The organism is Pseudaeromonas pectinilytica, assembly GCF_054780855.1.
This window is the reverse complement of the sequence record NZ_BAAGVN010000362.1, coordinates 55,071-81,326: the sequence shown is the minus strand read 5'-3', so window position 1 is coordinate 81,326 and position 26,256 is coordinate 55,071. Positions and strand designations below refer to the sequence as shown.

Annotated in this window: 18 protein-coding genes; 12 read left to right on the top strand and 6 right to left on the bottom strand. The window is 55.9% G+C overall.

Going from position 1 to position 26,256, the window contains the following annotated elements; all coding sequences use genetic code 11:
• Positions 1 to 107: 107 nt before the first annotated feature.
• From pfkA to elyC, 3 genes are all read right to left on the bottom strand, one after another.
• Positions 108 to 1,070 carry a 6-phosphofructokinase gene (gene pfkA / locus ACYVG7_RS20980; protein ID WP_460885053.1) on the bottom strand — a complete coding sequence of 321 codons (963 nt, stop codon included), beginning with the start codon at positions 1,068 to 1,070 and terminating at the stop codon, positions 108 to 110.
• 199 nt (positions 1,071 to 1,269) lie between these two features.
• On the bottom strand, positions 1,270 to 2,025 hold the full coding sequence (gene tpiA, locus ACYVG7_RS20975; RefSeq protein ID WP_460885052.1) for a triose-phosphate isomerase: 756 nt from the start codon (positions 2,023 to 2,025) through the stop codon (positions 1,270 to 1,272).
• A gap of 138 nt (positions 2,026 to 2,163) precedes the next feature.
• Positions 2,164 to 2,928 carry an envelope biogenesis factor ElyC gene (gene elyC, locus ACYVG7_RS20970; RefSeq protein ID WP_460885051.1) on the bottom strand — a complete coding sequence of 255 codons (765 nt, stop codon included), beginning with the start codon at positions 2,926 to 2,928 and terminating at the stop codon, positions 2,164 to 2,166.
• Between the two features lie 93 nt (positions 2,929 to 3,021).
• On the opposite strand from elyC, the gene cmoM reads away from it, so the two are divergent.
• The 5 genes from cmoM to ACYVG7_RS20945 all read left to right on the top strand — a co-directional run bounded on the left by cmoM (position 3,022) and on the right by ACYVG7_RS20945 (position 11,025).
• Positions 3,022 to 3,846 carry a tRNA uridine 5-oxyacetic acid(34) methyltransferase CmoM gene (gene cmoM, locus ACYVG7_RS20965; RefSeq protein WP_460885080.1) on the top strand — a complete coding sequence of 275 codons (825 nt, stop codon included), beginning with the start codon at positions 3,022 to 3,024 and terminating at the stop codon, positions 3,844 to 3,846.
• Between the two features lie 12 nt (positions 3,847 to 3,858).
• On the top strand, positions 3,859 to 5,214 hold the full coding sequence (gene mukF, locus ACYVG7_RS20960; protein WP_460885050.1) for a chromosome partition protein MukF: 1,356 nt from the start codon (positions 3,859 to 3,861) through the stop codon (positions 5,212 to 5,214).
• Positions 5,195 to 5,914: a chromosome partition protein MukE gene (gene mukE, locus ACYVG7_RS20955; RefSeq protein ID WP_460885049.1), complete on the top strand. Its 720-nt coding sequence runs from the start codon at positions 5,195 to 5,197 to the stop codon at positions 5,912 to 5,914. Before mukF ends, mukE begins: the two co-directional genes overlap by 20 nt.
• A 2-nt stretch (positions 5,915 to 5,916) precedes the next feature.
• Positions 5,917 to 10,344: a chromosome partition protein MukB gene (mukB, locus tag ACYVG7_RS20950; protein ID WP_460885048.1), complete on the top strand. Its 4,428-nt coding sequence runs from the start codon at positions 5,917 to 5,919 to the stop codon at positions 10,342 to 10,344.
• Positions 10,345 to 10,494: 150 nt separating this feature from the next.
• Positions 10,495 to 11,025, top strand: a complete 531-nt coding sequence (locus ACYVG7_RS20945) for a cytochrome b/b6 domain-containing protein (protein WP_460885047.1) — start codon at positions 10,495 to 10,497, stop codon at positions 11,023 to 11,025.
• 85 nt (positions 11,026 to 11,110) lie between these two features.
• Here the strand turns inward: ACYVG7_RS20945 and ACYVG7_RS20940 are convergent, their stop codons facing one another.
• The 3 genes from ACYVG7_RS20940 to dinG form a co-directional block, all read right to left on the bottom strand.
• Positions 11,111 to 12,430 carry a citrate transporter gene (locus tag ACYVG7_RS20940; RefSeq protein ID WP_460885046.1) on the bottom strand — a complete coding sequence of 440 codons (1,320 nt, stop codon included), beginning with the start codon at positions 12,428 to 12,430 and terminating at the stop codon, positions 11,111 to 11,113.
• 60 nt (positions 12,431 to 12,490) lie between these two features.
• Positions 12,491 to 13,162, bottom strand: a complete 672-nt coding sequence (locus tag ACYVG7_RS20935; RefSeq protein ID WP_460885045.1) for a YccT family protein — start codon at positions 13,160 to 13,162, stop codon at positions 12,491 to 12,493.
• 143 nt (positions 13,163 to 13,305) lie between these two features.
• A complete protein-coding gene (gene dinG / locus ACYVG7_RS20930) occupies positions 13,306 to 15,375 on the bottom strand; it encodes an ATP-dependent DNA helicase DinG (protein ID WP_460885044.1) in 2,070 nt (689 codons plus the stop codon).
• A 309-nt stretch (positions 15,376 to 15,684) separates the two neighbouring features.
• Between dinG and ACYVG7_RS20925 the strand changes: the two genes are divergently transcribed.
• The 7 genes from ACYVG7_RS20925 (at position 15,685) to htpG (ending at position 26,106) form a co-directional block, all read left to right on the top strand.
• The gene (locus tag ACYVG7_RS20925; protein ID WP_460885043.1) at positions 15,685 to 16,704 is read left to right on the top strand and encodes a porin; all 1,020 of its coding nucleotides are present in this window, start codon (positions 15,685 to 15,687) and stop codon (positions 16,702 to 16,704) included.
• A gap of 1,307 nt (positions 16,705 to 18,011) precedes the next feature.
• Positions 18,012 to 19,727: a group II intron reverse transcriptase/maturase gene (gene ltrA, locus ACYVG7_RS20920; RefSeq protein ID WP_460885042.1), complete on the top strand. Its 1,716-nt coding sequence runs from the start codon at positions 18,012 to 18,014 to the stop codon at positions 19,725 to 19,727.
• Between the two features lie 334 nt (positions 19,728 to 20,061).
• Positions 20,062 to 20,607, top strand: coding sequence for an adenine phosphoribosyltransferase (gene apt / locus ACYVG7_RS20915; RefSeq protein WP_460885041.1), 546 nt, complete (start codon positions 20,062 to 20,064; stop codon positions 20,605 to 20,607).
• Between the two features lie 48 nt (positions 20,608 to 20,655).
• Positions 20,656 to 23,085 carry a DNA polymerase III subunit gamma/tau gene (gene dnaX / locus ACYVG7_RS20910; RefSeq protein WP_460885040.1) on the top strand — a complete coding sequence of 810 codons (2,430 nt, stop codon included), beginning with the start codon at positions 20,656 to 20,658 and terminating at the stop codon, positions 23,083 to 23,085.
• Positions 23,086 to 23,113: 28 nt separating this feature from the next.
• The gene (locus tag ACYVG7_RS20905; protein WP_460885039.1) at positions 23,114 to 23,443 is read left to right on the top strand and encodes a YbaB/EbfC family nucleoid-associated protein; all 330 of its coding nucleotides are present in this window, start codon (positions 23,114 to 23,116) and stop codon (positions 23,441 to 23,443) included.
• A 49-nt stretch (positions 23,444 to 23,492) separates the two neighbouring features.
• Positions 23,493 to 24,095: a recombination mediator RecR gene (gene recR, locus ACYVG7_RS20900; RefSeq protein ID WP_460885038.1), complete on the top strand. Its 603-nt coding sequence runs from the start codon at positions 23,493 to 23,495 to the stop codon at positions 24,093 to 24,095.
• A 103-nt stretch (positions 24,096 to 24,198) separates the two neighbouring features.
• Complete coding sequence (htpG, locus tag ACYVG7_RS20895) at positions 24,199 to 26,106, top strand: molecular chaperone HtpG (RefSeq protein ID WP_460885037.1); 1,908 nt, start codon at positions 24,199 to 24,201, stop codon at positions 26,104 to 26,106.
• Positions 26,107 to 26,256 lie beyond the last annotated feature (150 nt).

Genomic DNA, 26,256 nt, shown 5'->3' with positions numbered 1-26,256 from the left:
AGCAACGCATAACTGGGACAGCGCCTATCGAAAGGGTGGCTTAAATATCATCAATAAAAAGGAGGCATCACTGCCTCCTTCTTCATGTCGTTGACTGCGGTGCAGTCTTAGAACAGCTTGTCGCTCAACAGGAACATCTCTTCGTCGAATGGACGCTTCATGTTCTCGATGCAATCGACGATGTCGTGATGCACCAGCTTGTTCTCTTGCAGACCGATGCAACGACCGCCAACACCCTCGAGCAACAGCTCAACCGCGTACGCGCCCATGCGGCTGGCCATGATACGGTCACGAGCTGTCGGGCTACCGCCACGCTGGATGTGGCCGAGAATGGTGGCGCGGGTTTCGAGGCCGGTGTGGGCTTCGATTTCCTTGGCCAGGGCATTCACGTCGGTGACATGCTCACAGATGGTGATCATGGCGTGACGCTTGCCCTTGGCGATACCATCGTCGATCTGGGCCAGCAGTTCGTTCTTGTCGAAGCCTTTTTCCGGCACGATCACGAACTCTGCACCGCCGGCTACGGCGGCCGACATGGCCAAATCACCACAGTGGCGACCCATGACTTCCACAATCGAGATCCGCTTGTGAGAAGTAGAGGTGTCACGCAGACGGTCAATCGCTTCCATCACCACGTTCAGTGCGGTGTCGAAACCGATAGTAAATTCGGTACCGGCGATATCGTTATCGATGGTGCCTGGCAGGCCGATGCAGGGATATCCCATCTCGGTCAGCTTCTTGGCGCCCATATAGGAGCCGTCACCACCCACCACGACCAGCGCATCGATACCGTGCTTCTTCAGGTTTTCGATGGCTTCACGGCGGACCGATTCTTCTTTGAATGCCGGGAAACGTGCCGAGCCCAAAAAGGTGCCGCCGCGATTGATCACGTCGGAAACGCTATGGCGCTCCAGTTTGGTAATGCGATCCTGATGCAGGCCCAGGTAACCGTCACGGATACCGTACACCTCCAGACCGGCTGCCAGACCGGCACGAACCACAGCACGAATAGCTGCGTTCATACCTGGTGAGTCACCGCCGCTGGTCAGAACACCAATTTTCTTGATCATAGTGTGCCTCTATAAGTCGAAGTTTCTTGTACAAACTGGTGGGGCTGGCTGGCCCCGGCGTCTCGCGATGAACCCATGGGCTGCCGAGTCAGAGCTGGCAGTAGCGGTACTTTCACACATCCCCTCCGTCACAGAGGGAAAGTACCCGACAGGGCTATGCGGACACTATGAGGGCGTCTGATGACGCCCTCATGATGTTTTATTGCTTGGCGCCAGCGATGATCTGGGCAAAGTCTTCTGGCTTCAGGGACGCACCGCCTACCAGGCCGCCGTCGATGTCGGCTTGACCGAACAGCTCAGCAGCAGTCGCGCCAGTCACGGAACCACCGTACAGGATCTGTACTTTGGCGGCGACGTCAGCGCTGAAACCGGCCAGATAAGCACGGATGTGAGCATGGACGGATTGTGCAATTTCCGGAGTAGCAGTCTTGCCAGTACCGATAGCCCATACCGGCTCGTAAGCGATGACGGCGTTGGCGAAAGAGTCGATGCCGGAATGGTCGATCACAGCCTTCAGCTGGGTTTCAACCACAGCTTTGGTTTCGTTGGCTTCGAACTGCGCCAGAGTTTCACCGATGCACAGCACAGGTACCAGACCGTTCTGTTGAATGGCTTCGTACTTGGCAGCAACAACAGCGTCAGTTTCTGCGTGCAGGGTGCGACGTTCGCTGTGGCCAACCAGAGCGTACTTGCAACCAAATTCTTTCAGCATGACCGGAGAATTTTCACCGGTGAATGCGCCAGCAGTGTGTACGTCGGCGTTTTGCGCACCGTACTGAATGCGGGTGCCTTCAGTCAGCTTTTCAACCAGGCCCAGGAAGATAACTGGCGGGCAGACGGCAACTTCAACGCCTTCAGCTTTGGCAGCCGGTTCAACCAGTGCCTTGACCAGGGCTTCAACAGATGCTTTGGTGCCGTTCAACTTCCAGTTACCCATTACCAATGGTTGTCTCATTCTTTCATCCTCCAGATGGTGATTTGCTGCGGGGCATTATATGAGGTGAACTCGGCCCCGAATAGTCAGCGCTTGGTCACGCAGGCTAATATTTTACCCTAATTACTGATCCATATCAGTTTTTGGGTTGGACATCGCTCATTCTTTCGACTGGTTTCGCAATTGATGCCAAATGGCGCCTATCCATTCATGCAATGCGGTTTCCGAATACATCAGATACCGACCCTCCGGCAGGTAGCCATAGGAGGGGATGGGACGTTGGGGGTGCCGCCCCATATAATCGGTCGGCGCGGGTATCACCTGAAGACCCGCTTGACGCATGAGTCCCATAGCGCGGGGCATGTGGCTGGCGGAGGTCACCAGTGCGGCCGTATGGTCGCCGATGATGGCCCGGTAACGGCTGACTTCGTCGTGGGTATCGTAGGCATCTTCAATCAGGATCATCTCCTGTCGGGGAATGCCGTAGTGCTCCGCAATCCGGGCATACATCTCGGCACAGGAAATCGGGTCACTGCTGATGTTGCCGGATAGCACCAGCTTGGCCTGGGGATTGCGCCGCTTGAGATCGATCGCCTCCAGAATGCGGGCATAGGCATTGCTGATGGGTTGACTGGTCAAGGGGACGCTCGGGTCACTGACATGGCCATGACCCAGGACCAGAATAAAATCAACGCTCTGCTGGGCAGGAAAGGGTGGATATTGCTGCTCCAGTGGCCGCAACAACTCCATGCTGACCGGACGCAGTGAAAACAGGATCAGCAGCAGGGTGCCCAGGGTACAGAGCGCCTTGCCCAATCGTTGACGGCGGGTAAACCACAGCAACAACAACCCCAGCACGATCAGGGTCAGGGTGAAGGGTAGGGGCATTAATAGCCCACCAAGCCATTTTTTTAACCAGAACATGGATGATCTCTGAGCGGCCGTCCGCCGCGCCGTTTGCAGGGGTATAGGGATGTGCCAGAATAGCCCTCCCTTGAGTGAAACGGAACCGCTATGGTGAGTGCAGATCACAGCTTCGACGGCATGGCCGACAAGTTTGCCCAGAACATTTATGGCACCAGCAAGGGTCGCATTCGCGCGGCCGTGGTGTGGCAGGATCTGCAGGGCTGTCTCAGTCGGCTGGGCGAGCGCCCGTTGCGGATCCTGGATGCGGGTGGTGGCTTTGGTTATTTCGCCCAGCAGCTGGCACAGATGGGGCACCAGGTCGAGTTGTGCGATCTCTCGGCCGATATGCTGGAGCTGGGACGTCAGCAGATCGAGGCCAAGGGCTTGAGTGATCGTATCCGTTTGATTCATTGCCCAATTCAAGAGCTGGATCAGCACATCGAGGGTGAGTTTGATCTCATCTTGTGCCATGCCGTGCTGGAATGGTTGAGTGAACCCCGACAGACCTTGATATCCTTGCTGCGCTATTTGGCACCGGGCGGGATCCTCTCCCTGTTGTTTTATAATCGCAACGCCTTGTTATTCCAGAGTCTGGTGGTGGGGAATTTCGACTATATCCGCGCCGGGCTGACTAAGAAGCGTAAACAGAAGCTGACCCCCAGCAATCCCCAACTGCCGGATGAGGTCTATGACTGGCTGCAACGGGGCGGTTTAAAGCTCATCGGCAAGACCGGGGTGCGGGTGATCCATGACTACATGCGTCACAAGCAGGATCAGCAGGAGAAGTTCGATGATCTGCTGCAGATGGAACAACGTTATTGTCGCCAGGAGCCCTTTGTGGCTCTTGGCCGCTACATCCATGTCATGGCGCAACGGCCACTACTGCGTGGAGAGAGCACCCATGAAAGAGCTCCATGGGGACAGCACAGTGATTGAGAAGAGAATGTCATGACGCAAGAAGTTTCCCGCGCCACAGAGCGCAGCGTGCCCGAATTGACCCTGCCGGAATTAGTCGGCTGGGTGAAACAGGAAGGGCTGTCGCTGAACCTGGCTAATGATCGGTTGGCTTTTTTGATCGCTATCGCCACGCTCTCCCGGGATGACTCGACCCATGAGCTGACCGAAGCTGCGCTGCATGATGCTTTCGGCTATGTCAGCCAGATCTTCGGCCAGATGGACGAGACCTTAAGCCATAGAGCGAACAATGCCATCAATGAACTGGTCCGGCAGAAGTTGCTGTCGCGTTTCAATGCCGATCCGGTCGAAGGCGAGAGCTTGTATCGTCTGACGCGACTGGCGATGGGTATCGTCGAATTTTTTGCCGAACAAAAAGAGGTCAGCAGCGTCAAGCTCTCCTTGTTGCTGGAGCAGGTCGCCAGCGAGCTGGCCAAAGCCTATCAGGCAGCCAGCGAGAACGATGCGCTAGCCCACTGGGATGAACAGGTGTATCCCCGACTGAAATATTCGGTTGAGGAGATACTGGCGCGCATCGATCTGACCCAGCGCGCCATGGACGAGCAGCAGAATCAGGTCAAGACCGAGATTGCCGATCTGCTGAATCTGGATTGGACCCAGGCGATCCACAGCTGCGAGAAGTTGCTGCGCGAGACCGGCCAGACCCTGCGCGAGCTGCAGGATACCCTGGATGCCGCGGGTCACAATCTGCAGGATGGCTTGCTGAACATTCAGGAGGCGACGCAAGGTCGGGAAGAGTTGGCCCATATCGAAGCCTTGACCCATACCCTGCAGGCGCGGCTGGATGCCATCATCAACTGGGGCCAGCAATGCATCGAATTGTGGGCGCGATACGATCGCCATGTGCACAAGTTTATCCGCACCGCCATCGACATGGACAAGAACCGGGCGTTCAGCCAGCGCCTGCGGGAGTCGATCCGCGAGTTCCAGAATCACAACTGGCTGATGGTGGTGGCCCAGGAGCATCGCTTGCTGGAGTTGCGCGACGAAACCCTGGCCCTGCATGGCGACGAAATCACCGGCGAGTTGCCGAGCGAGCTGGAATATCACGAAATTCTGGATGTGAACAATCAACTGGCCGAGCGTATCCAGTTGCATCTGGATGCATTCCGCGAGCAGGGTAAACCGCTGGATATGGCCGAGGTGCTGCGCGACTACCTGGCCCATTATCCGGACTATCAACACTTCGATGTGGCACGCTTGCTGATTGATTCGGCGATCCGCCTGGGACACTCAGAAGCGGAACTCACCAGCGCCAAACAACCGAAATGGAAACCCATCAACGAATCGGGAGCTAAGGTACAGGCCCATGTCATTGATCAATACTGATTTTCCACTCGCACTGCGCATGGCGCAGGCGATCGCCAACCCCTTGTTTCCGAAACTGGATACCTGGTTGCGCAGCGGACGCCATATCAGCGCCGATGATCTGGATAACCACTCGTTTTTGCTCGAATACCACGATGAGCTGGAGCGCTTCTACGCCCGCTATCAGGTGGAGCTGATCAAGGCGCCGGAAGGTTTCTTCTATCTGCGGCCACGCGCCAGCTCGGAAATCGGTACTTCTGTGCTCTCCGAACTGGACATGCTGGTGGGCAAGGTCCTCTGTTACCTCTATCTGAGCCCGGAACGCTTGGCGAACGAGGGGCTCTTCTCTCTTTCCGATCTGCAAGAGGAGCTGTTGACGCTGGCGGACGAGCGGCAGTTGCTGCGCATGGTCAACCAGCGCAGTGGGGGCTCGGATCTGGACAAGCGCAAGCTGCTGGAAAAGATGCGGACCTCGCTGCGCCGTCTTAAGCGCCTTGGCATGGTGGTGCAGGTGGGGACGGGCGATAAATTCCGCGTCAACGAGTCGGTATTCCGCTTCGGGGCAGATGTCCGCAGCGATGAGGATCCGCGGCTGGTGCAGTTGCGAATGATCCGGGAAGGGGAAGCCATCTTGCATGATGACGAGCTGCCGACCAGCGAACACCTGCTGGACGAGAGTGAAGATGAGCTGGAAGAAGAACAACTGGGACTGGACGTATAACGATGCGCGGCAAGTTTATTTCGATGACCATGGTCAACTGGAACGGCTTTTTTGCCCGGACTTTCGAGCTTGACCAGCTAGTAACCACACTTTCCGGCGGCAATGGTGCCGGAAAGTCCACCACCATGGCGTCGCTCATCACGGCCTTGATCCCGGATCAGACGCTGCTGCACTTCCGTAATACCACAGAAGCGGGCAGCTCCAGCGCCAGCCGGGATAAGGGGCTGTACGGTAAGTTGCAACGGGGTCATTGCTACTCGCTGATTGAGGTACACAATTCCCGGGACCAGCGGCTGTGGGTCGGGGTCCATCTGGAGCAGGTGGCCAATCGAGATCACAAGGTCAATATTACTCCCTTCGCGCTGGTGGATGTGCCGGCGGGGATCCAGCCCACCGAGCTGCTGCTGGAGAAGCTGGACGAGGACAAGGCCAAGGTGCGGCCATTTAGCGACCTGCGCAAAGCGGCCGCCGAGCTGGGAGCGCTAAAAGTCGCCAAGTTTAATTCGGTGACCGATTATCACAACTTCATGTTCGAATCCGGCATCCTGCCGAAGAAGATGCGCGATCAAAAGGATCGGGCGCGCTTCTATCGCTTGATTGAGGCCTCGCTCTACGGCGGTATCTCCTCCTCGATCACCCGCTCACTGCGGGAGTACCTGTTGCCGGAGAACTCCGGGGTACGCAAGGCGTTCCAGGACATGGAAGCGGCCATCTATGAAAACCGCCGCACCCTGGATGCGATCAAGGAAACCCAGTCCCAACGGGATCTATTCCGCAACCTGATCACTGAAACAACCCATTATGTCGCGGCTGATTACATGCGTAATAGCACCGAGAAGGCGCGACTGTCCGAGTCGGCGCTGGCCGGTCGTCAGCAACTTCAGGACAAGCACCGCCTGCTGCGCGAAGAAAAGCAGCGCGCCATCTATCTGGCCGAAGAGGCCGAGCAGATGCAGGCGCGGGAAAAGCATCTCACCGATGAACTGGAGGCCGCCTCCGAGCAGTTGGCCCGGGTGATCAACGGGGTGGCACTGGGTAAGAAGATTGAACAGTATCGTGAGGATGTCACCGATATCGGCCTGCGCTTGGAAGAGCAGCTGGCGATGGTCGAGGAGATCAGCGAGCGCAAATTCGAGCTGGAGCAAAAGAAGCAGCAGACCGAGGGGGAGGTGGATAGCCTCAAGACCCAATTAGCGGATTACCAGCAGGCGCTGGATATCCAGCAGACCCGTGCCATTCAGTACCGCCAGGCCATCAAGGCGCTGGAGAGTGCGCGTGAGCTGTGCGCTCGCCCAGATCTGGATGTGACCGGTGTGGCCCGGGAGCAGAGTCTGTTCAAGGAGCAGGAGCGCCAGCTTACCGACGTCTTGTTGGCTGTACAGCAACGACTGAGTCTGGCAAAGGCTGCCGCCAGTCAGTATGACGCGGCATTGGCATTGCTGACTCAGGTTGCAGGTCCGGTACCCCGTGAACAGGCATGGGAGAGTGCCCAACAGGTACTGCGCCAGGGCCAGCAGAGCCGGGATCTGGTCAACCGCAGTGCGCAGATCCAGCATGCCCTAAGCGATTTGCAACGGGATGCCGAACAGCGCCAACAACTGGCGCGCTGGCAAGAGGAGTTACAACGTCAGCACCAGATCCAGGTGACGGATGAAGAGGCTCTCGAGCTGGCTGCCGAGCAACAGCAGGCACGACTCGAGCAGTTAGCCGATCAGCTGGACGCCGGTCGCCAGCAAGGGGCGCAGGTCGAGCAGCAATTGCTGCAGTCCCGTACCCGGATTGACCAGCTCAAGAAGATAGCGCCGGCCTGGCTGGTGGCCCAGGAAAAGCTCGACAAGCTGCGGGAACTCAGTGGTGAAGCACTGGAAAATCCGCAGGCGGTTTCCCAATCGATGCACAAGGCACTGGCTGCCGAACGTCAGGCCGAGACCGAGAAGAACCAGCTGCAGCAACGTAAGCTGGATCTGGAAGCCCAGATCCGGCGCTTGCAAAACGTCGGCGGTGAAGTGGATGAACGGCTGTCACGAGTCAGTGAGCAGTTGGATGGCGTCTTGCTGTGTGATGTCTATGACGACATCAACATCGAAGATGCCCCTTATTACTCCGCTCTGTATGGCCCGGCGCGGGCTGCCATCGTGGTGGCGGATCTTGAGGCTGCGCTAGAGCGACTCAAGGCGCTGGAGGATCTGCCGGATGATGTCTATCTCATTCAGGGCAATCCGGAATCCTTCGACGAGGATCTGCTGGATGCCCGCGAGCTGGAGCAGGCGCTGGTGGTGCGCGGCAGTGATCGTCAACTGCGTTACTCCCGCTTCCCGAGCGTACCGCTGTTTGGCCGTGCCGCCCGTGAACAACGGATTGCCGCACTGGAGGCCGAACGTGAGTCCTTGATCGATGCCTATGCCACGGCGGCCTTCGAGCAGCAAAAGCATAGTCGTACCTATCATCACTTCAGCCAGTTTATCGCCGAACATCTAAATGTGGCCTTCGAGGCCGATCCGGAAGCCGAGCTGGAGTTACTGCAAGCCCAGACGCGCGAGTTGCAATCCCGGCAACAGGAGCGTCAGCAGCAAGACGCCCAATACCGCGCCGCGCAGGAAAGCAGCCGTGCCGCGTTAGCACTGCTACAACGTTTGCGTCCGTTGTGGCATCTGGCCCAGACCGATGCCGGTGCCGAGCGTTTGAGCGCGGCCCGCGCCGAACTCGAGGCCTTGCAACAGGCCGAGCAATTCTTGCGGCAGAAGGGGCAGGCGCTGAGTGCTCTGGAAGGGCAAGTGCATCTGCTGCGGGAAGATCCCCAGAGTCTGGACGCCTTGCAACAGGCGACCCTCGACGCCGAACAACAACTGACCCAGGTGCGGCGGCAGAGTTTTGCACTGGACGAGTTGCTGGCGCGCAGCAGCCATTTTGCCTATCAGGATGCGGAGGCCATGCTGGGGCAAACTTCCGAGATCAGTGAGCGGCTCAAGGCCAAGCTGGCGGATGCCGAGCTGGCACGGCGGCAATTGGCCGAGTCGGTGGCTCAGATTGTCAGTCGCTTCACCGAGGCCATGCAGGTCAGGACGGCACTGCAATCGGGGCTGGATGCCAAGCGCCAGACCTTGAGCGAGTTTGAACAGGAACTGGCAGCCATGGGGCTGGTGGTCAGCGTGGATATGGAAGAGAAGGCCCGCCACCACAAGCGGGAGGTGGAAGAGCAGCTAGTGCGCACTCGTTCCCGTCGTACCCAGGCTGAGGCCCAGTTCCAGGTTTGCCGTCGGGACATCGACAGCCTGCAGGGCCGATTGGCCCATGAAGGCAAGGATTACAAACTGGCGCGCAAGCTGCTGGTTCACCACAAGCAGAGCTGGAACCGGGTGCTGCGTCTGGCTCGCGACAACGATGTGGAAAAGCGGCTGAATCGCCGCGAGCTGGCCTATCTGGATGCGGATGAACTGCGCTCCATGTCGGACAAGGCATTGGGCGCTCTGCGTCTGGCCGTGCATCATGACGAGGAGTTGCGGGATGCCTTGCGGCTGTCGGAAGGCAATCGCAATACCGAGCAGAAAGTCGCCTTCTATGTGGTGGTCTATCGCTATCTGAAGGATCGTATCCGCCACGACATCATCCGTTCGGATGATCCGGTAGAAGCCATCGAGGAGATGGAAATTGAGTTGTCGCGGCTGGCCGATGAGCTCAAGCAGCGCGAATCCCATCTCTCCTTGAGCTCCACCGAGGTGGCCGCCAAGATCACCAATATCATCCGCCGCGAGCAGAATCGCATCCGCGTGCTGAATCAGGGGCTGCAAAATATCGCCTTCGGTCAGGTTCATGGCGTGCGCTTGAATGTCAACGTACGGGATGCTTATGCCCGCCTGCTCAATGCGCTCGGCGATCAGGCGACCCTGCATCAGGACTTGTTTGCCGATGAGGCGCTGACCTTTTCCGAGGCGATGGCCAAGTTGTTCCAGCGTTTGAATCCGCATATCGATCAGGGAGAGCGCAGTCATCAGGTATTGGGTGAAGCCTTGCTGGATTACCGTAATTACCTGGAGCTGGAGATCGAAGTGCAGCGCGGTGTGGACGGCTGGTTGCGAGCCGAAAGTGGCGCCTTGTCCACCGGTGAGGCGATCGGTACCGGTCAGGCGATCCTGCTGATGGTGCTGCAGAGCTGGGAAGAGGATGCCAAGCGTTTGCGGGCAAAAGATATTTTGCCGTGCCGCTTGTTGTTCCTGGATGAAGCGGCGCGTCTGGATGCCAAGTCCATCGCCACCCTGTTCGAGCTGTGTGAACGCCAGGATATGCAGCTGTTGATCGCGGCACCGGAAAATATCAGTCCGGAGAAGGGCACCACCTACAAGCTGATCCGTAAGGTGCATGGCAAGCATGAACATGTGCATGTGGTGGGCTTGCGTGGCTTTGGTTACGGCGATGACCGACTCTCGGCATAACGCATACTTAAGCGTTGCCCCGCATCGCTTAAGGTTGAGATAAGGCTGTGGGGCTAGTCTGGAGCACAAGAGAGGATTGGTGCATGGTGTGGGCCTTGGGCCAAACCATGCAACCTGTTGCTGACAGCGCATAACGGAGAGCAAAAAAGTATGGGAACACAGGATATAGGACGATGGGATCTGGTGGTTCGCTCCACTCACTGGCTGGTCGCTATCGGCTTTGTTCTCAACCGTTTTATCGATGAACCGGGTGAGACGGTGCATGTCTGGATTGGCTGGAGCATTGCTGCTTTAGTGGTTCTCCGTTTGCTGTGGGGTTTGCTGCCGGTTAGTGGCCCGGCGCGGCTGAACCAGTTTTTCCCGTGGCCGAAGGCTATCTTGGCGCACTTACAGGAGCTGCGGGCGCGCAAGCCGCACACCGAACTGGGGCACAACCCGCTGGCCGGCGCCATCATCTGGTGCTTCTGGTTGGGGATGCTGGGCATGGCGGGAACCGGCTGGGCCATCGACAATACCGATATCGAGATCATGGGCGAGCTCCATGAGACCCTGGCTAATATCCTGACCGTGTTGGTGGTGCTGCATCTGCTGGCGCTGGTGGTGATGTCCTGGTGGACGCGCTTTAACTACCTGAAAACTATGAAGCCTGAGTTTCATAGCAAGAAGGCCAAGCCGGAATAAGCCATGTAATTCCTCAAGCCAAGATATAAAAAGGAGCCATTATGGCTCCTTTTTTGTTGGCTGATATCGCTTTGTCGTACGGCTATCAGGGGACCTGTGCGGCAACTGGTGCCGTTTCTGTGACCTTGTGTGGCGGGCTTGGTTGCCAGCCCAACAGTGCCAGCATGACAAAAAAGCCGACGACATAGGCCAGTACCACATGCCAGCCATGTCGCACCCAGCGCACCGCCGAGCGGGACTCGGGATACATGTTCGACAGGGCAACCCCGGCCGAGGAGCCAAACCACAGCATGGAGCCACCAAATCCAACCGCATACGCCAGTATGCCCCAGTCGTAGCCACCTTGTACCAGGCAGAGTTTGGTCAACGGTATGTTATCGAACACCGCCGAGATAAAGCCCAGCGCAAAGGTCGTGATCCAGTAAGCGGGGGGCAATTCATCGACCGGCATCAAGGAGGCGCACGTCACCAATGCCACCAGGAAGATGGTGCCTGCAAAAGCACTCTTGAGCTCTGACCAGGGTGTTTTCACAAACAAGGCACCCAACAGGATGGCAATCCAGACGCCGAGTGCCGGGAAATCGAGCAGATAGTTGGTCGCGATCGCCAGGATCAGGATGGCGCCGACCACGACTAGGCGGGACCAAGCGATAATCACCCCAGTGGCGGCATCCTTGGTGATGCGCTGGTACTTGTCCTGTTGACGAGCGGCGATGATGCCAAAAATAACCAGCGCAATAACCGCGGCCACATAAGCGTGAATCACCTGCCAAGGACTGACACCATCGATCCACATCAGGGTGGTAGTTGTGTCACCGACCACGGAGCCGGAGCCACCGGCATTGCTGGCGGCGACAATGGCGGCCAGATAACCGATATGCACCCGTTTATTGAACACCACAAAGGCGATAGCTCCGCCGATCATGGCGGCCGCAATATTGTCCAGGAAGGCGCTGATGACAAAGATCATCACCAGCAGGGCAAAACCGCCCTTCCAGTCATCGGGTAAGAAGCGGGGCAAGATCTTGGGAAGCTGAGACTCATCAAAGTGCTTGGCCAGAATACCGAAACCAAACAACAAGCCGACCAGATTCAGCAGAATGCGCCACTCACCCTCATGGCCATGGCCACCGAGCAGATGCTGGCTGAATGAAAAGTCTGCCAGCAAGCTATATTTGGCTACCAGGATTGCGGTTAGCCCTGCCAATGCGACCCACATGGTGACTCGATGGAGCAAGGCGACGCCCAGCAGGGTCAGAGCAAACAATACAAATTCGATACGGATCCCGCCCGGTACTAATAATTGAGCCGATAGCTCGCTGGCGGCGACGGGGAAGGTGAGTAGTAAAAGCGGCAACAAAGGGAGCAAAACCAGGCGTTTTGTCCGTTGAGCAAGGAGAGTCATTGGTGTTGTCCTGTGATCTCCTCCTGCACTGAGTGGGCTGGCCGGAGGAGTCGACCATGATTATTGCTGGGAGATAATCCAGTGTTGGAAGTTCTTGCGGGTTTCGGCATCGGCCTGGGTGTACCAGTACTTCAACATTTCCAGCGTCTGGACATTCTTGTCGACGGTACCTTGAGCGTTACCCTTGGCATCCGGTACAGCTGCTGCCGCCATAGCTGCAGTTGTCGCCATGGCCAGCTCGGCAGGAACTTGCTGGAAGCCCTTACCCATGGCGAGCAACTCGGCCTGATAGTCGCGGCCAATCTGTAGTCCCTCTTTTTTCGGCATGACAAAGTGATCAATTGCCACCGGCGCCCCGGTCTTGGTATCGATAAAAGTCAGCTTCTGTTGGGCGATGAATTGCTCTGCGGCGCGGTAGTTTCGCGGATAAGCAAACTGGATAGCCAATGCTTCGTCACCCTTCAGATCCAGGTTGATGACCACAGGCTCACCGCTCAGCAGTCGATTCTCGCTTTGATCCTTGAAACTACCATCAAAGCGGATCACCAACTGATGAGCACCAGCCGACAAATTAACCTTCCGCTCCGCATTCAAGGCACTGCTTTTAGCCGTTTTTCCATCCTGTAAATAGACGACATAGGGGCGCGGGATCTCGATAGTCGCTGCATAGGCCATAGAGCACAGCGAGCTCGACAACGCACAAATCATGGCCAGTAGATGGGGCAGGCGCATCTTATCTCCTTATATTGATGGTATTGATGCTGATGAGCATCCGTTAGCACGGCAGCCATTTTTGCAGTTTTAGTGGATTGCGGCAATCGGATGCTGATTGTCCGCTAGCCGTTGATACGCTGTGGCGTGGCTTGGCCGTTGCTCTAGTCGCCGATCCGGCGACGGAAGGGAGGGAGCGCGGCCAATAATCCTTTGCCGTAACGACGGGTGAGGATACGGCGATCCAACAGTATCACCCGTCCGCTATCTCCCTCTTTGCGAATCAAGCGGCCACACGCCTGGATCAATTTTCGCGAGGCATCGGGGATCGTGATCTGCAAAAAGGGATTGCCCCCTCGGGCCGTAATCCACTCGGCTTGCGCCGCTTCTATGGGGGAGGTCGGTACCGCAAACGGCAATTTGGTGATAATGAGGTTGGTCAACTGGTTTCCGGGGAGATCCAGTCCCTCGGAAAAACTGCCGGTTCCGAACAGTATGCTGGGTTGCTGATGAGCGCAGCGCTCTTTGTGCAGACTCAGCAAGGCATTACGCGAAGCCTCGCCTTGAACCAGCAGGCTCCAGCCCTGGTCTCGCAGACCGGCGGCGACTTCTTGCATCTGCCAATATGAAGCAAAGAGCACCAGCGAGGCCTGTTGATCCGCCAGGTAGCGCGGCAGTTGCCGGATCAGTTGCTGGGTGAAATCCGGGTCACTGGGATCACAGCCGATATCCGGCAGCCAGAGTTCTGCTTTTTGGTAGTCAAACGGTGACAGTAAGCGCAGATACCGCGAGCCATCATCACTATAAAGACCGATCTGGTGGCGAAAATGGTCGAAGCTATTGAGTGCCGTCAACGTGGCAGAGACTAAAATGGCTCCATGACATCGAGACCACAGCAGGCGATCCAGCCAGTTTCCCATTTCCAGCGGTGCAGCCTGAAGTTGATAATCGGACTCTTCGGTGTCGTATGTGACCCATTTAGCGACCGGATATCGGTTATCCAGCTCTTTATAGAGTTGCCACAGGGTCTGCATCTGCAGACTACGCTGCTGAGCACTGCCCAACTCCGCTAATAAGGCTTCGCCATCCCGGCGGGGTAGCTCTCCCAGTTTGATGGCCTCGGTCAGTCCCTGTTGCAACCGTTCCAGAAACCGACTCAGCTTGCCGCTTCCTTCACCGAGGCTCTGCGAGAGCGCCGTCAACTCGGCTGGCAAAACTCCTTCAGCAAATCGGTGCTCTGGAGTCTGACTGAACCAGTCTGTTTGTCCCTTGATAAGTAATTCCAGTTGTCGCAGATCATGCACGAGCCCGTAGACGGTTTCGCTGAGGCGGGCCGAATGACCGCGAACGCTCTCGCTTTGCACCATTTTGGTTATCTTATCACCAAGATGGGGCATTTTTTGCAGCCAGCTTAGAGTGTGACCCACCCGTAGCTGTGCCGATGCCTGGTCGCGCGCTATGGTCGGGAGGTGATGAGCTTCATCCACGATATAGATACAATCTTCGGGGGCTGGCAGCACCACGCCACCGCCCAATGCCAGATCGGCCAGCAGCAATGCATGGTTGACCACCAGAACATCGATCTCGTTCATCATGGCCCGTGCGTGGTGGAACGGACAGCCTTGATGATGGTCGAATAGCGGGTTGCAGATGTGGCGCTCGGCGGCGATTTCCTGCCAGAGCGACTCCTCCAGCGGTTGCGGCCAGCTATCCCGATCTCCGGCCCATTGGCCTTGTTGATAGGCGTGCCAGAGGGACTGGTAGATCTGCTGCTGTTCCGCGTCAGGACTAAAGCTCAGCAACTCTTGAAAACTCAACTGGGTCGTGGCGGTGTTGACGTCCGCCAACTGTGCCAGCCGTTGGGCGCAGCAATAGCGTTGCCGTCCTTTGACCAGAGTAAAGCTGAAATTGTCGCTGCTGATGGTATGAAACAAGGGTAGATCTTTGGTGATGAGCTGTTCTTGCAGCGCCAGGGTCGCGGTGGAGATGATCAGTTTCTTCCGAGACTTAATGGCGCAGGGTATGGCGCCTTGAGAATAAGCCAGCGACTTACCGATCCCGGTTCCTGCTTCGGCCACCAGGATCCGCTTGCCGACCCCATACTGACCACAGAGTACCTTGACGATTTCTGCCACTAGATAGTTTTGCTCTTTTCTTGGCACAAATGCTGCTAAGTGTTGGTGCAACCGTTTATAGCTCTGTTGAACACTGTTTTTAATGGCTGCAAACGGCATTTAGGATATTTCTCTGATGGGCGAAAGCGAAGTATATCGCTCTGTGAGCTGGCTAACAAAATCTGACTTTATTGTGTTGTCTGTCAGCAGATGAATCTGTGCGATCAGCAGCATAATGTGAGTCAAAGGCAGGCATATCAGCTTGAAATGTAAAAGATTATGCTAACGACAATCTTGTTCTAAGTTAGTTCATTTTTTTCTGTTGATTGCCTCACATTTTGTATGATAGTCTCGAAAACAGAGTGATGGAAACGTCACTTTCACAGGGAATATAAGGACTTAGTGTTTAATTTCAGTAGGCAAACCATTATGAAAAAGACTCTTCTTGCAATTGCTATCCCAGCTCTGTTCGCTGTTTCCGCGGTCAATGCTGCTACCGTTTATGAAAAAGACGGCCAAAAGTTCGACGTATACGGTCGTGCTCAAGTCAACATCTACAATGATGCCGCTGCGGGCTCCAACGACAATACCCTGGAAGGCTATGGTCGTATTGGTTTGCGTGGTACTACGGTCATCACCGATAAAGTTGCTGGCTTCGCTCGCGGTGAATGGCAGATCGATTCTGAGAACTCCGATTACACCGATGACAAAGAGTCTTTGAAGACCCGTCACTTCTATGTTGGTTTTGATGGTGGTGAAGTTGGTAAAGCCACTTTGGGGCAAACTGATACTGCTTACTATGATGCTGTTGGTGTGACCGATATCTTCAATGAGTGGGGTTCATCTGCTAACGCCTATAAGGGCCGTCAAGAAGGTCAGATCATTTATAACAACACCTTTGGTGGTTTCCGTGTTGGTACTTCCTACCAGATGAGTGATGACAATGCCTCTTTGGAAATTGGTTCCGACAGCCAAGGCCAAACCATCAAGGTTCCGGATCTGGACTACGGCTATGCCGCCAACGTTGGTTATACCTTCGCTTCCAATATCGGCATCAATGCCGGTTATGCGCAAGATGAATATGCACAGAATGGTTTGACTGCTGATAAGACCGATTGGGCTCTGTCTACATCCTACGGTGTTTACGGTGAACCAGGTCTGTATCTGGCAGGCCTGTACAATGAGAGCAATGTGAATGGTCCTAGCTATGACGTAACACTGCAAGGTTACGAACTGGCTGCCATGTACATTCTGGAAAACAACTGGGGCTTCTTGGCTGGTTATAACTATGCCGAGGACAAGGATAGTGGTGACGAATCAACCGATAACATTCTGGTTGGCGCCCAATACACCTTCACCAGCAACTTCTACTCCTATGCCGAGTACAAGGTTGACCAGATCGAAGGTGCTGATGACCAGTGGACTCTGGCTCTGCAGTACAACTACTAAGGTGCGACGAGAGTCGTACGAATCCCAGTCTAAGTCTCTGATTTAGCTAGGAAAGATGGTCCGGGGTCGCGCCCGGACCATCCCCTTACCTCTGTGCAGCTTATAGGGGAGCCCAAGCGGGCGCGCTGCAACCGCAAGACGTGCATCATGCACAACTACAATCTGAAACTGCAAAAAGACCTTCGATACGAGTCGAAGTAGGCCTAAGCCTGCTGTACGTTGGTTGCCTTGCAATACAACTCTGATAAAGGGCTGTATCCGGCTACTTGTAACTTCAACCCGACGTTGAGCGTCTACCATAACGCACAAGTGACAGATCTATCTGCTCACTTGTCGATTGAGCGCAAGCGCAATCCAACATCATCACCCTGATGAACGACCCTCACCGCACTCCAAGCGGCGAAACCGTCACACCATCAACATTCAACTTCTGATCGATTCCACGTCCAGACGTGGCGCGTATTTGCGCCTGTCCGTTGGTCAGATCATGGCTGAATGCCAAGCAAAACAAGGGAGATGGCCGCCTACAGCCATCTTTTCAATTCGTACGCGCAAGCTGTGTATGCGATTGTTCCGACCGTTCTCAAGCTTCCCTGTGCGGGAACGGAGATGGGAACCCGTGGTTCAGCCCACGGTAGTCTACGGGTAGGGCATTTCTGGTAACGGATCTGTCTGAAGCACCCTGACAATGTACCCACCCGCAAGGGTCTGTTTACCGTGAGGAAAACAGGAGATTCTGCCAGCATCGGGCGGATGAGGGGCTAGGCTAGCTCGCTATGGTGAACGTATGTGAATCACTAATAAACCCCGTCATTGTAAACCGGCGCAAGATGCTGATGCGCCGAAGCCAAAATGGTACGAAGCCGGTTGATCCTCTCTTAGTTGGGATCACGCTGACATCAAGGCTTTCGGGGGACAGGTGACACCTAAAGCAATGAGCAATCATTCGGATACACGGAACTCGGCAAGCCCGTCGTGGTGCCCTCGGCAACATCGGGGGCAGGTGAACCGCAAGGGGAGCTGTTGCCATAGCGGGAATGGGAGGCAGGAAAAAGCGAAGGCTACTCTGTAATGGAGTGGATAGCGGTCAACATGCCGTACCCGAAAGGGGAGCTGACGTCCTGCTGGTCTTCAACTGCGTGAAGGCGTGTAAAGCGTCCAACGTGACTTCAAGAAAGTTGAGGGAAGGTGCTACCAACACCCTCCCTCGATACCCTTGCGGGGCGATGAGCTCTCCCCGTAAGGGGAAAGATCCGTCTGCTCCGCTGGGGTGCTTTCTAACACAAAGCACTTCGGAGGATAGCAAGATGAGTGCAGTCAAACCAGCGGCGCAAGCCGTTAATCTGGCCGTACCTGCATCCTCACACCCAACCGACTGGCACAGTATCAACTGGCGTCAGATACATCGGCGGGTGCGGGGGCTACAAGTACGGATCGCAGAGGCAACTAAGCATCAACAATGGCGGCGCGTGAAGCAATTGCAACGCCTGTTGGTGCGCTCGTTTGCAGCGCGTGCGCTGGCCGTCAAACGAGTCACTGAAAATCGAGGTAAACGGACTGCCGGCGTGGATGGGGAGATTTGGAGCACCCCAAACATGAAATGGCAAGCCATCGACAGGCTGACGCGTACGGGCTACCAGCCCAAACCGCTCAGACGGGTATTCATCCCCAAAGCGAACGGCAAAAGCCGTCCGCTCGGGATCCCCACCATGAAGGATCGGGCCATGCAAGCGCTGTATCTGCTGGCACTCGATCCGGTGGCGGAGACTACGGGGGATGAAAACTCCTATGGCTTCCGGCCCCACCGATGTACCGCCGATGCAATAGCACAATGCTTCACCGTGCTGGCGCGTCAGGACCGGGCCCAATGGGTACTGGAGGGGGATATCAAGGGATTTTTCGACAACATCAGTCACGACTGGGTATTGGCCAACATTCCGTTGGACAAGCAGGTACTCGGAAAGTGGCTGGCATCCGGATACATGGAACAGGGGAAAAGGTTCGACACTGTGGCGGGGACACCGCAGGGCGGGATTATCTCGCCTGTGATCGCCAATATGGTGTTGGACGGTCTGGAAGGTAAGTTGCGGACGTTGGCGAAAAACCAAAGCCAGCAGCGAAAATTACAGATCAACTACGTACGGTACGCCGATGACTTCATTGTGACGGGCAAATCGAAAGAGCTGCTTGAAACGGAAGTCTTACCGCTGCTCAACGCCTTTATGGCGGAGCGCGGGGTGGCGTTATCAGAGGAAAAAACGCTGATAACGCATATCGATAACGGGTTCGATTTCCTCGGTCAGAACGTCAGGAAGTACAGCGGGAAACTGCTGATCAAACCTAGCAACAAAAACGTGAAAACGTTTCTAGGCAAGGTTAGGGATGTATTGACCCGTCACAAGATGGCACCGGCCTGGCTGATAGTGCAGTGGCTCAACCCGAAAATTCGCGGTTGGGCCAACTATCACCGACATGTGGTGTCATCAGAGACGTTCTCTTATGTAGACCATCGCATCTGGCAGATGCTGTGGCGGTGGGCAAGACGTCGACACTCCAATAAGCCCCGCCACTGGGTGGCCAAGAAGTACTTTGGTCGCGTAGGTGGCAGGGAATGGGTGTTTGGCGGGCTTAAACCGGATGGGGTGATGCATCACCTGCTACTAGCTAGTCAAGTGAGCATCAAGCGACATGTGAAGGTGAAAGGCGATGCCAATCCCTATGACCAGAGTCAAGAGCAGTATTTTGAGAAGCGTCAACTAGAGCGACTCAAAGAAAACCGACTGTGGTTCAGTAAGCTACGGCTAATCTGGGAACGGCAAAAACATCGCTGTCCACTGTGTGGACAACCATTTCGGGACGATGACGATTGGGATTTACACCATATTGTCTATCGAACGAGAGGTGGGGGTGATGAAGCCGAAAACCTGATGATGTTGCATCCAAATTGTCACCGGCAATACCATGCCAAGATGGACGGAGATAACGCTGACGCTAACCTTGAGTTAGCGTTTATGAAGGCTTGAGCCGGATGCCAAGAAATTGGCAAGTCCGGTTCTTAGGGGGGAGGGTTGCAGTAATGCAGCCTTCCCACCCGACACCGATTGGCTTGCGAGTTAACTCGTTAACTGGCGAAGTCGATAGAAAAGGGCAGCCTCGAGCTGCCCTTTTTGTTGCCCTATTTTCATCGTTTTTGCTGGCAAATGATGGATTAATGTGCGGCTGATGACGGCTTTTGCGGCCAGTGGTTGCAATGAATGGCGGGGTTGTTAAGCTAGCGCCTTCACGTATGCTGAGCCCCGTCATGAACTGTTTATCCCACAGATCGCGGGCTTTTATTTTTTTTTATCGGTAGCCATCATGAAGCCAGAAACCCTGTCTTTTATTGCATCCTGCATCAAGACCATTCCTGATTACCCGAAGCCCGGGATCCTGTTTCGGGATATTACCAGTCTGGTGGAGCACCCGCAGGCGTTCAAAGCCACCATCGATCTGTTGATCGAGCATTATCGTCATGTGCCATTGGACAAGATTGTCGGCACCGAGGCTCGGGGTTTCATCTTCGGTGCTCCAGTTGCTGCAGCTCTTGGCTTGGGATTTGTCCCGGTGCGTAAGCCTGGAAAATTACCTCGCTCTGTGTATGAAGAGAGCTATGAGTTGGAATATGGCCAGGACTGCCTGCAGATACATGACGATGCTATCCAGCCCGGGGACAGGGTGTTGGTGATTGATGATCTGTTGGCTACGGGTGGGACTGTGGAAGCCGCGATCAAATTGATCCGGCGCTGTGGCGGGCTTGTCGATCAGGCGGCTTTTGTGATTTCCCTGCCGGATCTGGGAGGTGAGGAACGCTTGCGCGCTGCGGGTGTCGCGCCGCTGAGCCTAGTGCAGTTTGCAGGTGAATAACAGCGGAAGAGTATTAACAGCCTGACGGCTTAAGGAAACAGAAGGGCTATGGGTTATCAGGTTCTGGCGCGAAAGTGGCGTCCCCATTCGTTTCATGACGTTGTGGGTCAGCAACATGTATTGACGGCGCTGATCAATGCTCTGGACCAAGGACGTTTGCACCACGCTTATCTGTTAAGTGGTACCCGTGGGGTAGGTAAAACCACCATAGCCCGTATTCTGGCCAAGTGCCTGAACTGTGAAGAGGGGGTCAGCAGCACCCCGTGCGGTCAGTGTGATAGCTGTCGCGAGATCGATCAGGGCAATTTTGTCGACCTGTTGGAGATCGATGCCGCCTCCCGCACCAAGGTCGAAGATACCCGCGAGTTGCTGGATAACGTGCAATATCGTCCGGCGCGCGGCCGCTACAAGGTGTATCTGATCGACGAAGTGCACATGTTGTCGCGTCACAGCTTCAATGCCTTGCTCAAAACCCTCGAAGAGCCACCGCCTTACGTCAAGTTCCTGCTGGCGACCACCGATCCGCAGAAGTTGCCGATCACCATTTTGTCGCGTTGTTTGCAGTTTCATCTCAAAGCTCTCACCCGGGAGCAAATCGTTTCCCAACTGGTCCGAGTGCTGGATGCCGAAGCGCAACCTTATGAGTTACCGGCACTGGCTGCCCTGGCCAAGGCGGCTGATGGCAGTATGCGTGATGCCTTGAGTCTGACCGACCAGGCGTTGGCCCATGGCAGCGGCCATGTGCATCTGGATCAGGTGCTGGCCATGCTCGGTACCCTGGATCATCGTCACCTACATCAGATCTTGCTGCTGTTGGCGCAGTTGCAAGGCCCGGCGTTGATGGCCAAAGTCAACGAAGTGGCGCAGTTAGGGCCTGATTTCGAGCTATTGCATGCCGAGCTGGCAAGCTTGCTGCACCGTATCGCCCTAGCGCAGTTGCTGGGCGGCAGCGCCGATCCGCTGGCACTGGACAGTGAGCAAGTGGTTGCCCTCGCTCAAACTTTTACCGCCGAAGAGATCCAGCTCTATTACCAGATTGCCCTCACCGGGCGTCGCGAGTTACCCCTGGCTCCCGATGGCCGTAGCGGCTTCGAGATGACCTTGCTGCGGATGCTGGCCTTTTCGCCGCGCAAAGCGGTAGATAATGCCCGACTGACTGCAATGCCGATTGCTATGGTCGGTGGTGATGTATCCCCATCCTCTGTCATACCCAGCACCATTCCCTCTGATCCGGTGGCGCGTGCGTCCGATCCACGTCCAGGTCTCAGCCAGCCTGTGCTTCGCGCCCCCGAATCGAATGTTGCGCCTTTAGCCGCTGACGCTCGCACTGCCACGGCTGAAGTGGAGGAGGATGTAGCCACCATGGCGGCGCAGGAAGCGCTATTTGCCGAACAACAGCGGCTGCAAGATGAAGCCGCCAGTTGGCAGAGCGTTCCATCCTCGGCTGCTCCGTTCAGTGAATCATCAACCCTGGTCTCTGCACCCGTCACCGGAGCTGAAAATCCGGCTGGTGCTGGCTTGAATCAGCTGCTGCAAGTGCGTAATCGCCTGCGGAGTCAGCAAAAAGAGCCTGTAGGGAGCGATGTGTCTGCGGCTGGAGCTCGGGCCACGGCCGCGTATGTCCCTCCGGCTGCGCGCCCTGTACCGGTGGCTCGGCCTGCGAGTGAGCCCCCTGTCGAGGCTTCGACCATCTCCCCATCGCGTCCTGTGGCGGCGTCCGCTGCTACCCGCCCTGTTGCTGCACCCTCGGTGCTGGATGACCGACCACCCTGGGAGGCTCCACCGCAAAAGTCCCCGCTCCAGGAGACCGCGGCACCAGAAATCCCGGCTTGGCAATCACCGCCTATTGAAGCTTATCAGGATGACGCTGGCGCCAGTCAGCTGATGCCGATGGCGTATGAATCGGCAACACCGGAGCTGATGACCGCGACATCAGCTGCGGTTGTTCAACCATCGAACGCCTCCTCGATGGCAACAGCCCCGCGCAATATCCCCAAAGCGACCACCATTAGCCCTGCGTTACCGTTACCTGCTGCGGAGGCTGATGCACCAGAGTCTCTGGATCCGCGCTGGTTATCCAATGACCTGCTGACTGGTTGTGGGGATCCATGGGCGGAGCTGATTGCGGCTAGTGGCATGGGTGGACGTCTGCGTCAGTTGGCGTTACAAGCCAGTCGACAGGTCGAGGGGGACAGCTGGTTGCTGACCTTGCCGCCGGAACATCGGCATTTGGTCTCGGACAAAGCTATCGCCGCACTGGTGGATGGGTTCTCCCGTCATCTGCAGCAGCCGGTGCAGATCCAGATTGAGGTGGGGGCTCCCACGCACGCGACACCGATCCAGATAGAGCAACAGCGTTACGCCGAATTGTTGGTTGCTGCGCAGCAGGATTTGGCGCAAGACCCCCATATCCAATTTTTGATCCAACGCTTTGGTGCGCAACTGGATGCTGATAGTATTCTGCCATTGAAGCATTAGGCGATAACCTCAACAGAAGAGAAGAGCGATGTTTGGAAAAGGTGGGATCGGCAATCTGATGAAGCAGGCGCAAGCCATGCAAGATCGTATGCAAAAGATGCAGGAAGAGCTGGCTCAGATGGAAGTGGTGGGTGAGTCGGGCGCGGGTCTGGTGAAAGTGACCATGACCGGCGGTCACAGCGTTCGCCGCGTCGCCATTGATCCAAGCTTGATGGATGATGACCAGGAAATGTTGGAAGACTTGATTGCTGCTGCATTTAACGATGCCGTGCGTCGGGTCGAAGAACAGAACAAGAGCAAGATGGGTGAATTGACCGGTGGTATGCAATTACCGCCTGGTTTCAAGATGCCCTTTTAATCAGGCATGAAGCGGGAGATGACTCCCGCTTTTGTTTTGTGGAGTTACCATGAAATTCAGCCCCCTGCTGGATGATCTGATCCGTGAATTGCAAGTCTTGCCCGGTGTGGGTCCTAAATCGGCGCAACGGATGGCGTTTCAATTACTGGAGCGTGAACGTAGCCGTGGCCAAAAGCTGGCGCGAACTCTGGAGCGGGCGCTGACCGAAATCGGCCATTGCCAGCAGTGTCGCACCTTCACCGAAAACGAGTTGTGCGAGCTGTGCGCCAACCCCAAACGCGCCGAAAAACGCCAGCTGTGTGTGGTCGAATCGCCTGCCGACGTCGCGGCTCTGGAGCAGACCCATCTCTATTCCGGTCGCTATTTTGTGCTGATGGGACACTTGTCACCGCTCGATGGCATAGGCCCCCGCGAACTCGGTTTGGACTTGCTGGAGCAGCGTCTGCAGCAGGAGCCGCTGGATGAGTTGATCCTGGCCACCAATCCGACCATCGAAGGGGATGCCACCGCATTCTATATTGCCAATCTGGCGCGGCAGGCCGGTATTGCCGTGACGCGCATTGCCCATGGTGTACCTGTGGGTGGTGAGCTGGAGCTGGTGGATGGTACGACTTTATCCCACTCCCTCAGTGGTCGTCGTCCTCTGGAGTAAGTCACAATTTTCATCCCCGGGCTCCGGTCCGGGGTTGAAAAGCTCAATCCTGCCCCCATCTTGCTTTCAGTCGTAACAACACTACTCATCAAGGAAAGCAACGATGACCGAAGCCACTCACATGGAAACCCACGGGTTTCAGACCGAAGTCAAACAACTGCTGAGCCTGATGGCGCATAGCCTCTACTCGAATAAAGAAGTTTTTCTACGTGAGCTCATATCCAACGCTGCGGACGCGGCCGATAAGCTGCGTTTCAAGGCACTCTCCAACGCTGAGCTGTACGAAGATGACGGTCAGCTGCGCGTGCGTCTGATCCTGGATAAGGAGAAGCAGACGCTGACCATTTCCGATAACGGCATTGGTATGACCCGGGATCAGGCAATTGAACATCTGGGTACTATCGCGCGTTCCGGTACCGCCGAGTTTTTTAGCCACCTGTCGGGTGATCAGACCAAAGACTCGCAACTGATTGGCCAGTTCGGGGTCGGTTTTTACTCCGCCTTTATTGTCGCAGACAAGGTGACGGTCCTGAGTCGTGCGGCCGGTGAGTCCAGCGATCGCGGTGTCTGCTGGGAATCTGATGGTTCAGGCTCTTTTAGCGTGGCGGATGTCAATAAAGCCAGCCGCGGGACCGATGTCATTCTTCATCTCAAGGCGGAAGAGAGCGAGTTCCTGGATGATTGGCGTCTGCGCTCGGTGATTGGAAAATACTCGGATCACATCAGTATTCCGGTCGAAATGTGGGAGCAACCGGCGGCCGAGGAGAGCGAGTCGGGTGAAAAAACTGTCACAGAAGGTGAGTGGAAACAGGTCAATCGAGCCACCGCGCTTTGGACCCGGACTCCCCGCGATATTCAGGACGAGGAGTATCAGGAGTTCTACAAGCACATCAGCCACGATTTTGAAGATGCGCTGGCTTGGGCGCACAACAAGGTTGAAGGCTCCCAGGAGTATACCAGTCTGCTGTATGTCCCGGCTCGTGCACCGTGGGACATGTGGAATCGTGAGCAGAAGCATGGCTTGAAACTGTATGTCCAGCGCGTTTTCATCATGGATGACGCCGAGCAGTTTATGCCGACCTACCTGCGCTTTATCAAGGGGGTGCTGGATACCAACGATTTGCCGCTGAATCTATCGCGGGAGATCCTGCAAGAAAACAAGGTGACTGTGCAGTTGCGCAAAGCATGCACCAAGCGAGTTTTGAGTATGCTGGCCAAGCTGGCTAAAGATGACAGCGACAAGTACCAGCGCTTCTGGACTGAGTTCGGTAATGTGCTCAAAGAGGGGCCAGCCGAAGATTATGCCCACAAGGAAGAGATTGCCAAGCTGCTGCGATTTGCGTCAACCCATACCGAATCCGATGCCCAGAGCGTGAGTCTGGAAGACTATGTTGGTCGGATGAAGGAGCAGCAGAGCAAGATTTACTACATCATTGCCGACAATTACACCGCTGCCAGCAAGAGCCCGCATCTGGAATTGTTGCGCCAGAAGGGTGTGGAAGTGCTGCTGCTGTGGGAGCGGATCGATGAGTGGTTGATGAACCATCTGACCGAGTTTGATGGCAAGCAGTTTGTCTCCGTAACCCAAGGCGATCTGCAACTGGGCGATCTGGAAGACGACGAGAGTCGCAAGCAGCAGGAGTCGCTGGCTGAAGCCAATCAGGAGCTGGTGGCCCGCGTACGTAAAGCGCTGGCGGATAAGGTGAAGGATGTGCGTATCAGTCATCGCCTGACCTCCACGCCGAGCTGTGTGGTTACCGATAGCCATGGCATGAGCAGCCATATGATGAAGCTGATGCAGGCGGCAGGTCAGAAAGTCCCGGAGCAGAAATTCATTCTGGAGCTGAACCCCGAGCATGCCCTGCTCAAGCGGATTGACGGCATTGCGGATGAGGCACAGTTTGGCGAGTGGTGTGAACTATTGCTGGAGCAGGCACAGCTGGCCGAGCAGGGTGGTTTGCAAGATCCGTCTGGTTTCGTGGCTCGTTTGAATCGACTTCTGATGGGCTAATAGTTTCAGTGGGTGTCATATCGGGAAGCCGCGCAGATGCGCGGCTTTTTTTTCATAAAAATTAAGAATTTAACGCTCTGTTGCCGCTTGATTAAGGGTAGTGATAGCGGTCAGTTGCTAGACTGGAGACTGAATCGTCGGCAACCTGAA

What these genes read in the sequence shown, in the direction of transcription:
- dnaX (WP_460885040.1), top strand. Translation starts at nt 20,656, where the DNA reads ATGGGTTATCAGGTTCTGGCGCGAAAGTGGCGTCCCCATTCGTTTCAT.
- mukF (WP_460885050.1), top strand. Translation starts at nt 3,859, where the DNA reads ATGACGCAAGAAGTTTCCCGCGCCACAGAGCGCAGCGTGCCCGAATTG.
- recR (WP_460885038.1), top strand. Translation starts at nt 23,493, where the DNA reads ATGAAATTCAGCCCCCTGCTGGATGATCTGATCCGTGAATTGCAAGTC.
- ACYVG7_RS20905 (WP_460885039.1), top strand. Translation starts at nt 23,114, where the DNA reads ATGTTTGGAAAAGGTGGGATCGGCAATCTGATGAAGCAGGCGCAAGCC.
- mukE (WP_460885049.1), top strand. Translation starts at nt 5,195, where the DNA reads ATGTCATTGATCAATACTGATTTTCCACTCGCACTGCGCATGGCGCAG.
- tpiA (WP_460885052.1), bottom strand. Translation starts at nt 2,025, where the DNA reads ATGAGACAACCATTGGTAATGGGTAACTGGAAGTTGAACGGCACCAAA.
- ACYVG7_RS20925 (WP_460885043.1), top strand. Translation starts at nt 15,685, where the DNA reads ATGAAAAAGACTCTTCTTGCAATTGCTATCCCAGCTCTGTTCGCTGTT.
- ACYVG7_RS20940 (WP_460885046.1), bottom strand. Translation starts at nt 12,430, where the DNA reads ATGACTCTCCTTGCTCAACGGACAAAACGCCTGGTTTTGCTCCCTTTG.
- ACYVG7_RS20935 (WP_460885045.1), bottom strand. Translation starts at nt 13,162, where the DNA reads ATGCGCCTGCCCCATCTACTGGCCATGATTTGTGCGTTGTCGAGCTCG.
- apt (WP_460885041.1), top strand. Translation starts at nt 20,062, where the DNA reads ATGAAGCCAGAAACCCTGTCTTTTATTGCATCCTGCATCAAGACCATT.
- ltrA (WP_460885042.1), top strand. Translation starts at nt 18,012, where the DNA reads ATGAGTGCAGTCAAACCAGCGGCGCAAGCCGTTAATCTGGCCGTACCT.
- elyC (WP_460885051.1), bottom strand. Translation starts at nt 2,928, where the DNA reads ATGTTCTGGTTAAAAAAATGGCTTGGTGGGCTATTAATGCCCCTACCC.
- htpG (WP_460885037.1), top strand. Translation starts at nt 24,199, where the DNA reads ATGACCGAAGCCACTCACATGGAAACCCACGGGTTTCAGACCGAAGTC.
- dinG (WP_460885044.1), bottom strand. Translation starts at nt 15,375, where the DNA reads ATGCCGTTTGCAGCCATTAAAAACAGTGTTCAACAGAGCTATAAACGG.
- pfkA (WP_460885053.1), bottom strand. Translation starts at nt 1,070, where the DNA reads ATGATCAAGAAAATTGGTGTTCTGACCAGCGGCGGTGACTCACCAGGT.
- ACYVG7_RS20945 (WP_460885047.1), top strand. Translation starts at nt 10,495, where the DNA reads ATGGGAACACAGGATATAGGACGATGGGATCTGGTGGTTCGCTCCACT.
- mukB (WP_460885048.1), top strand. Translation starts at nt 5,917, where the DNA reads ATGCGCGGCAAGTTTATTTCGATGACCATGGTCAACTGGAACGGCTTT.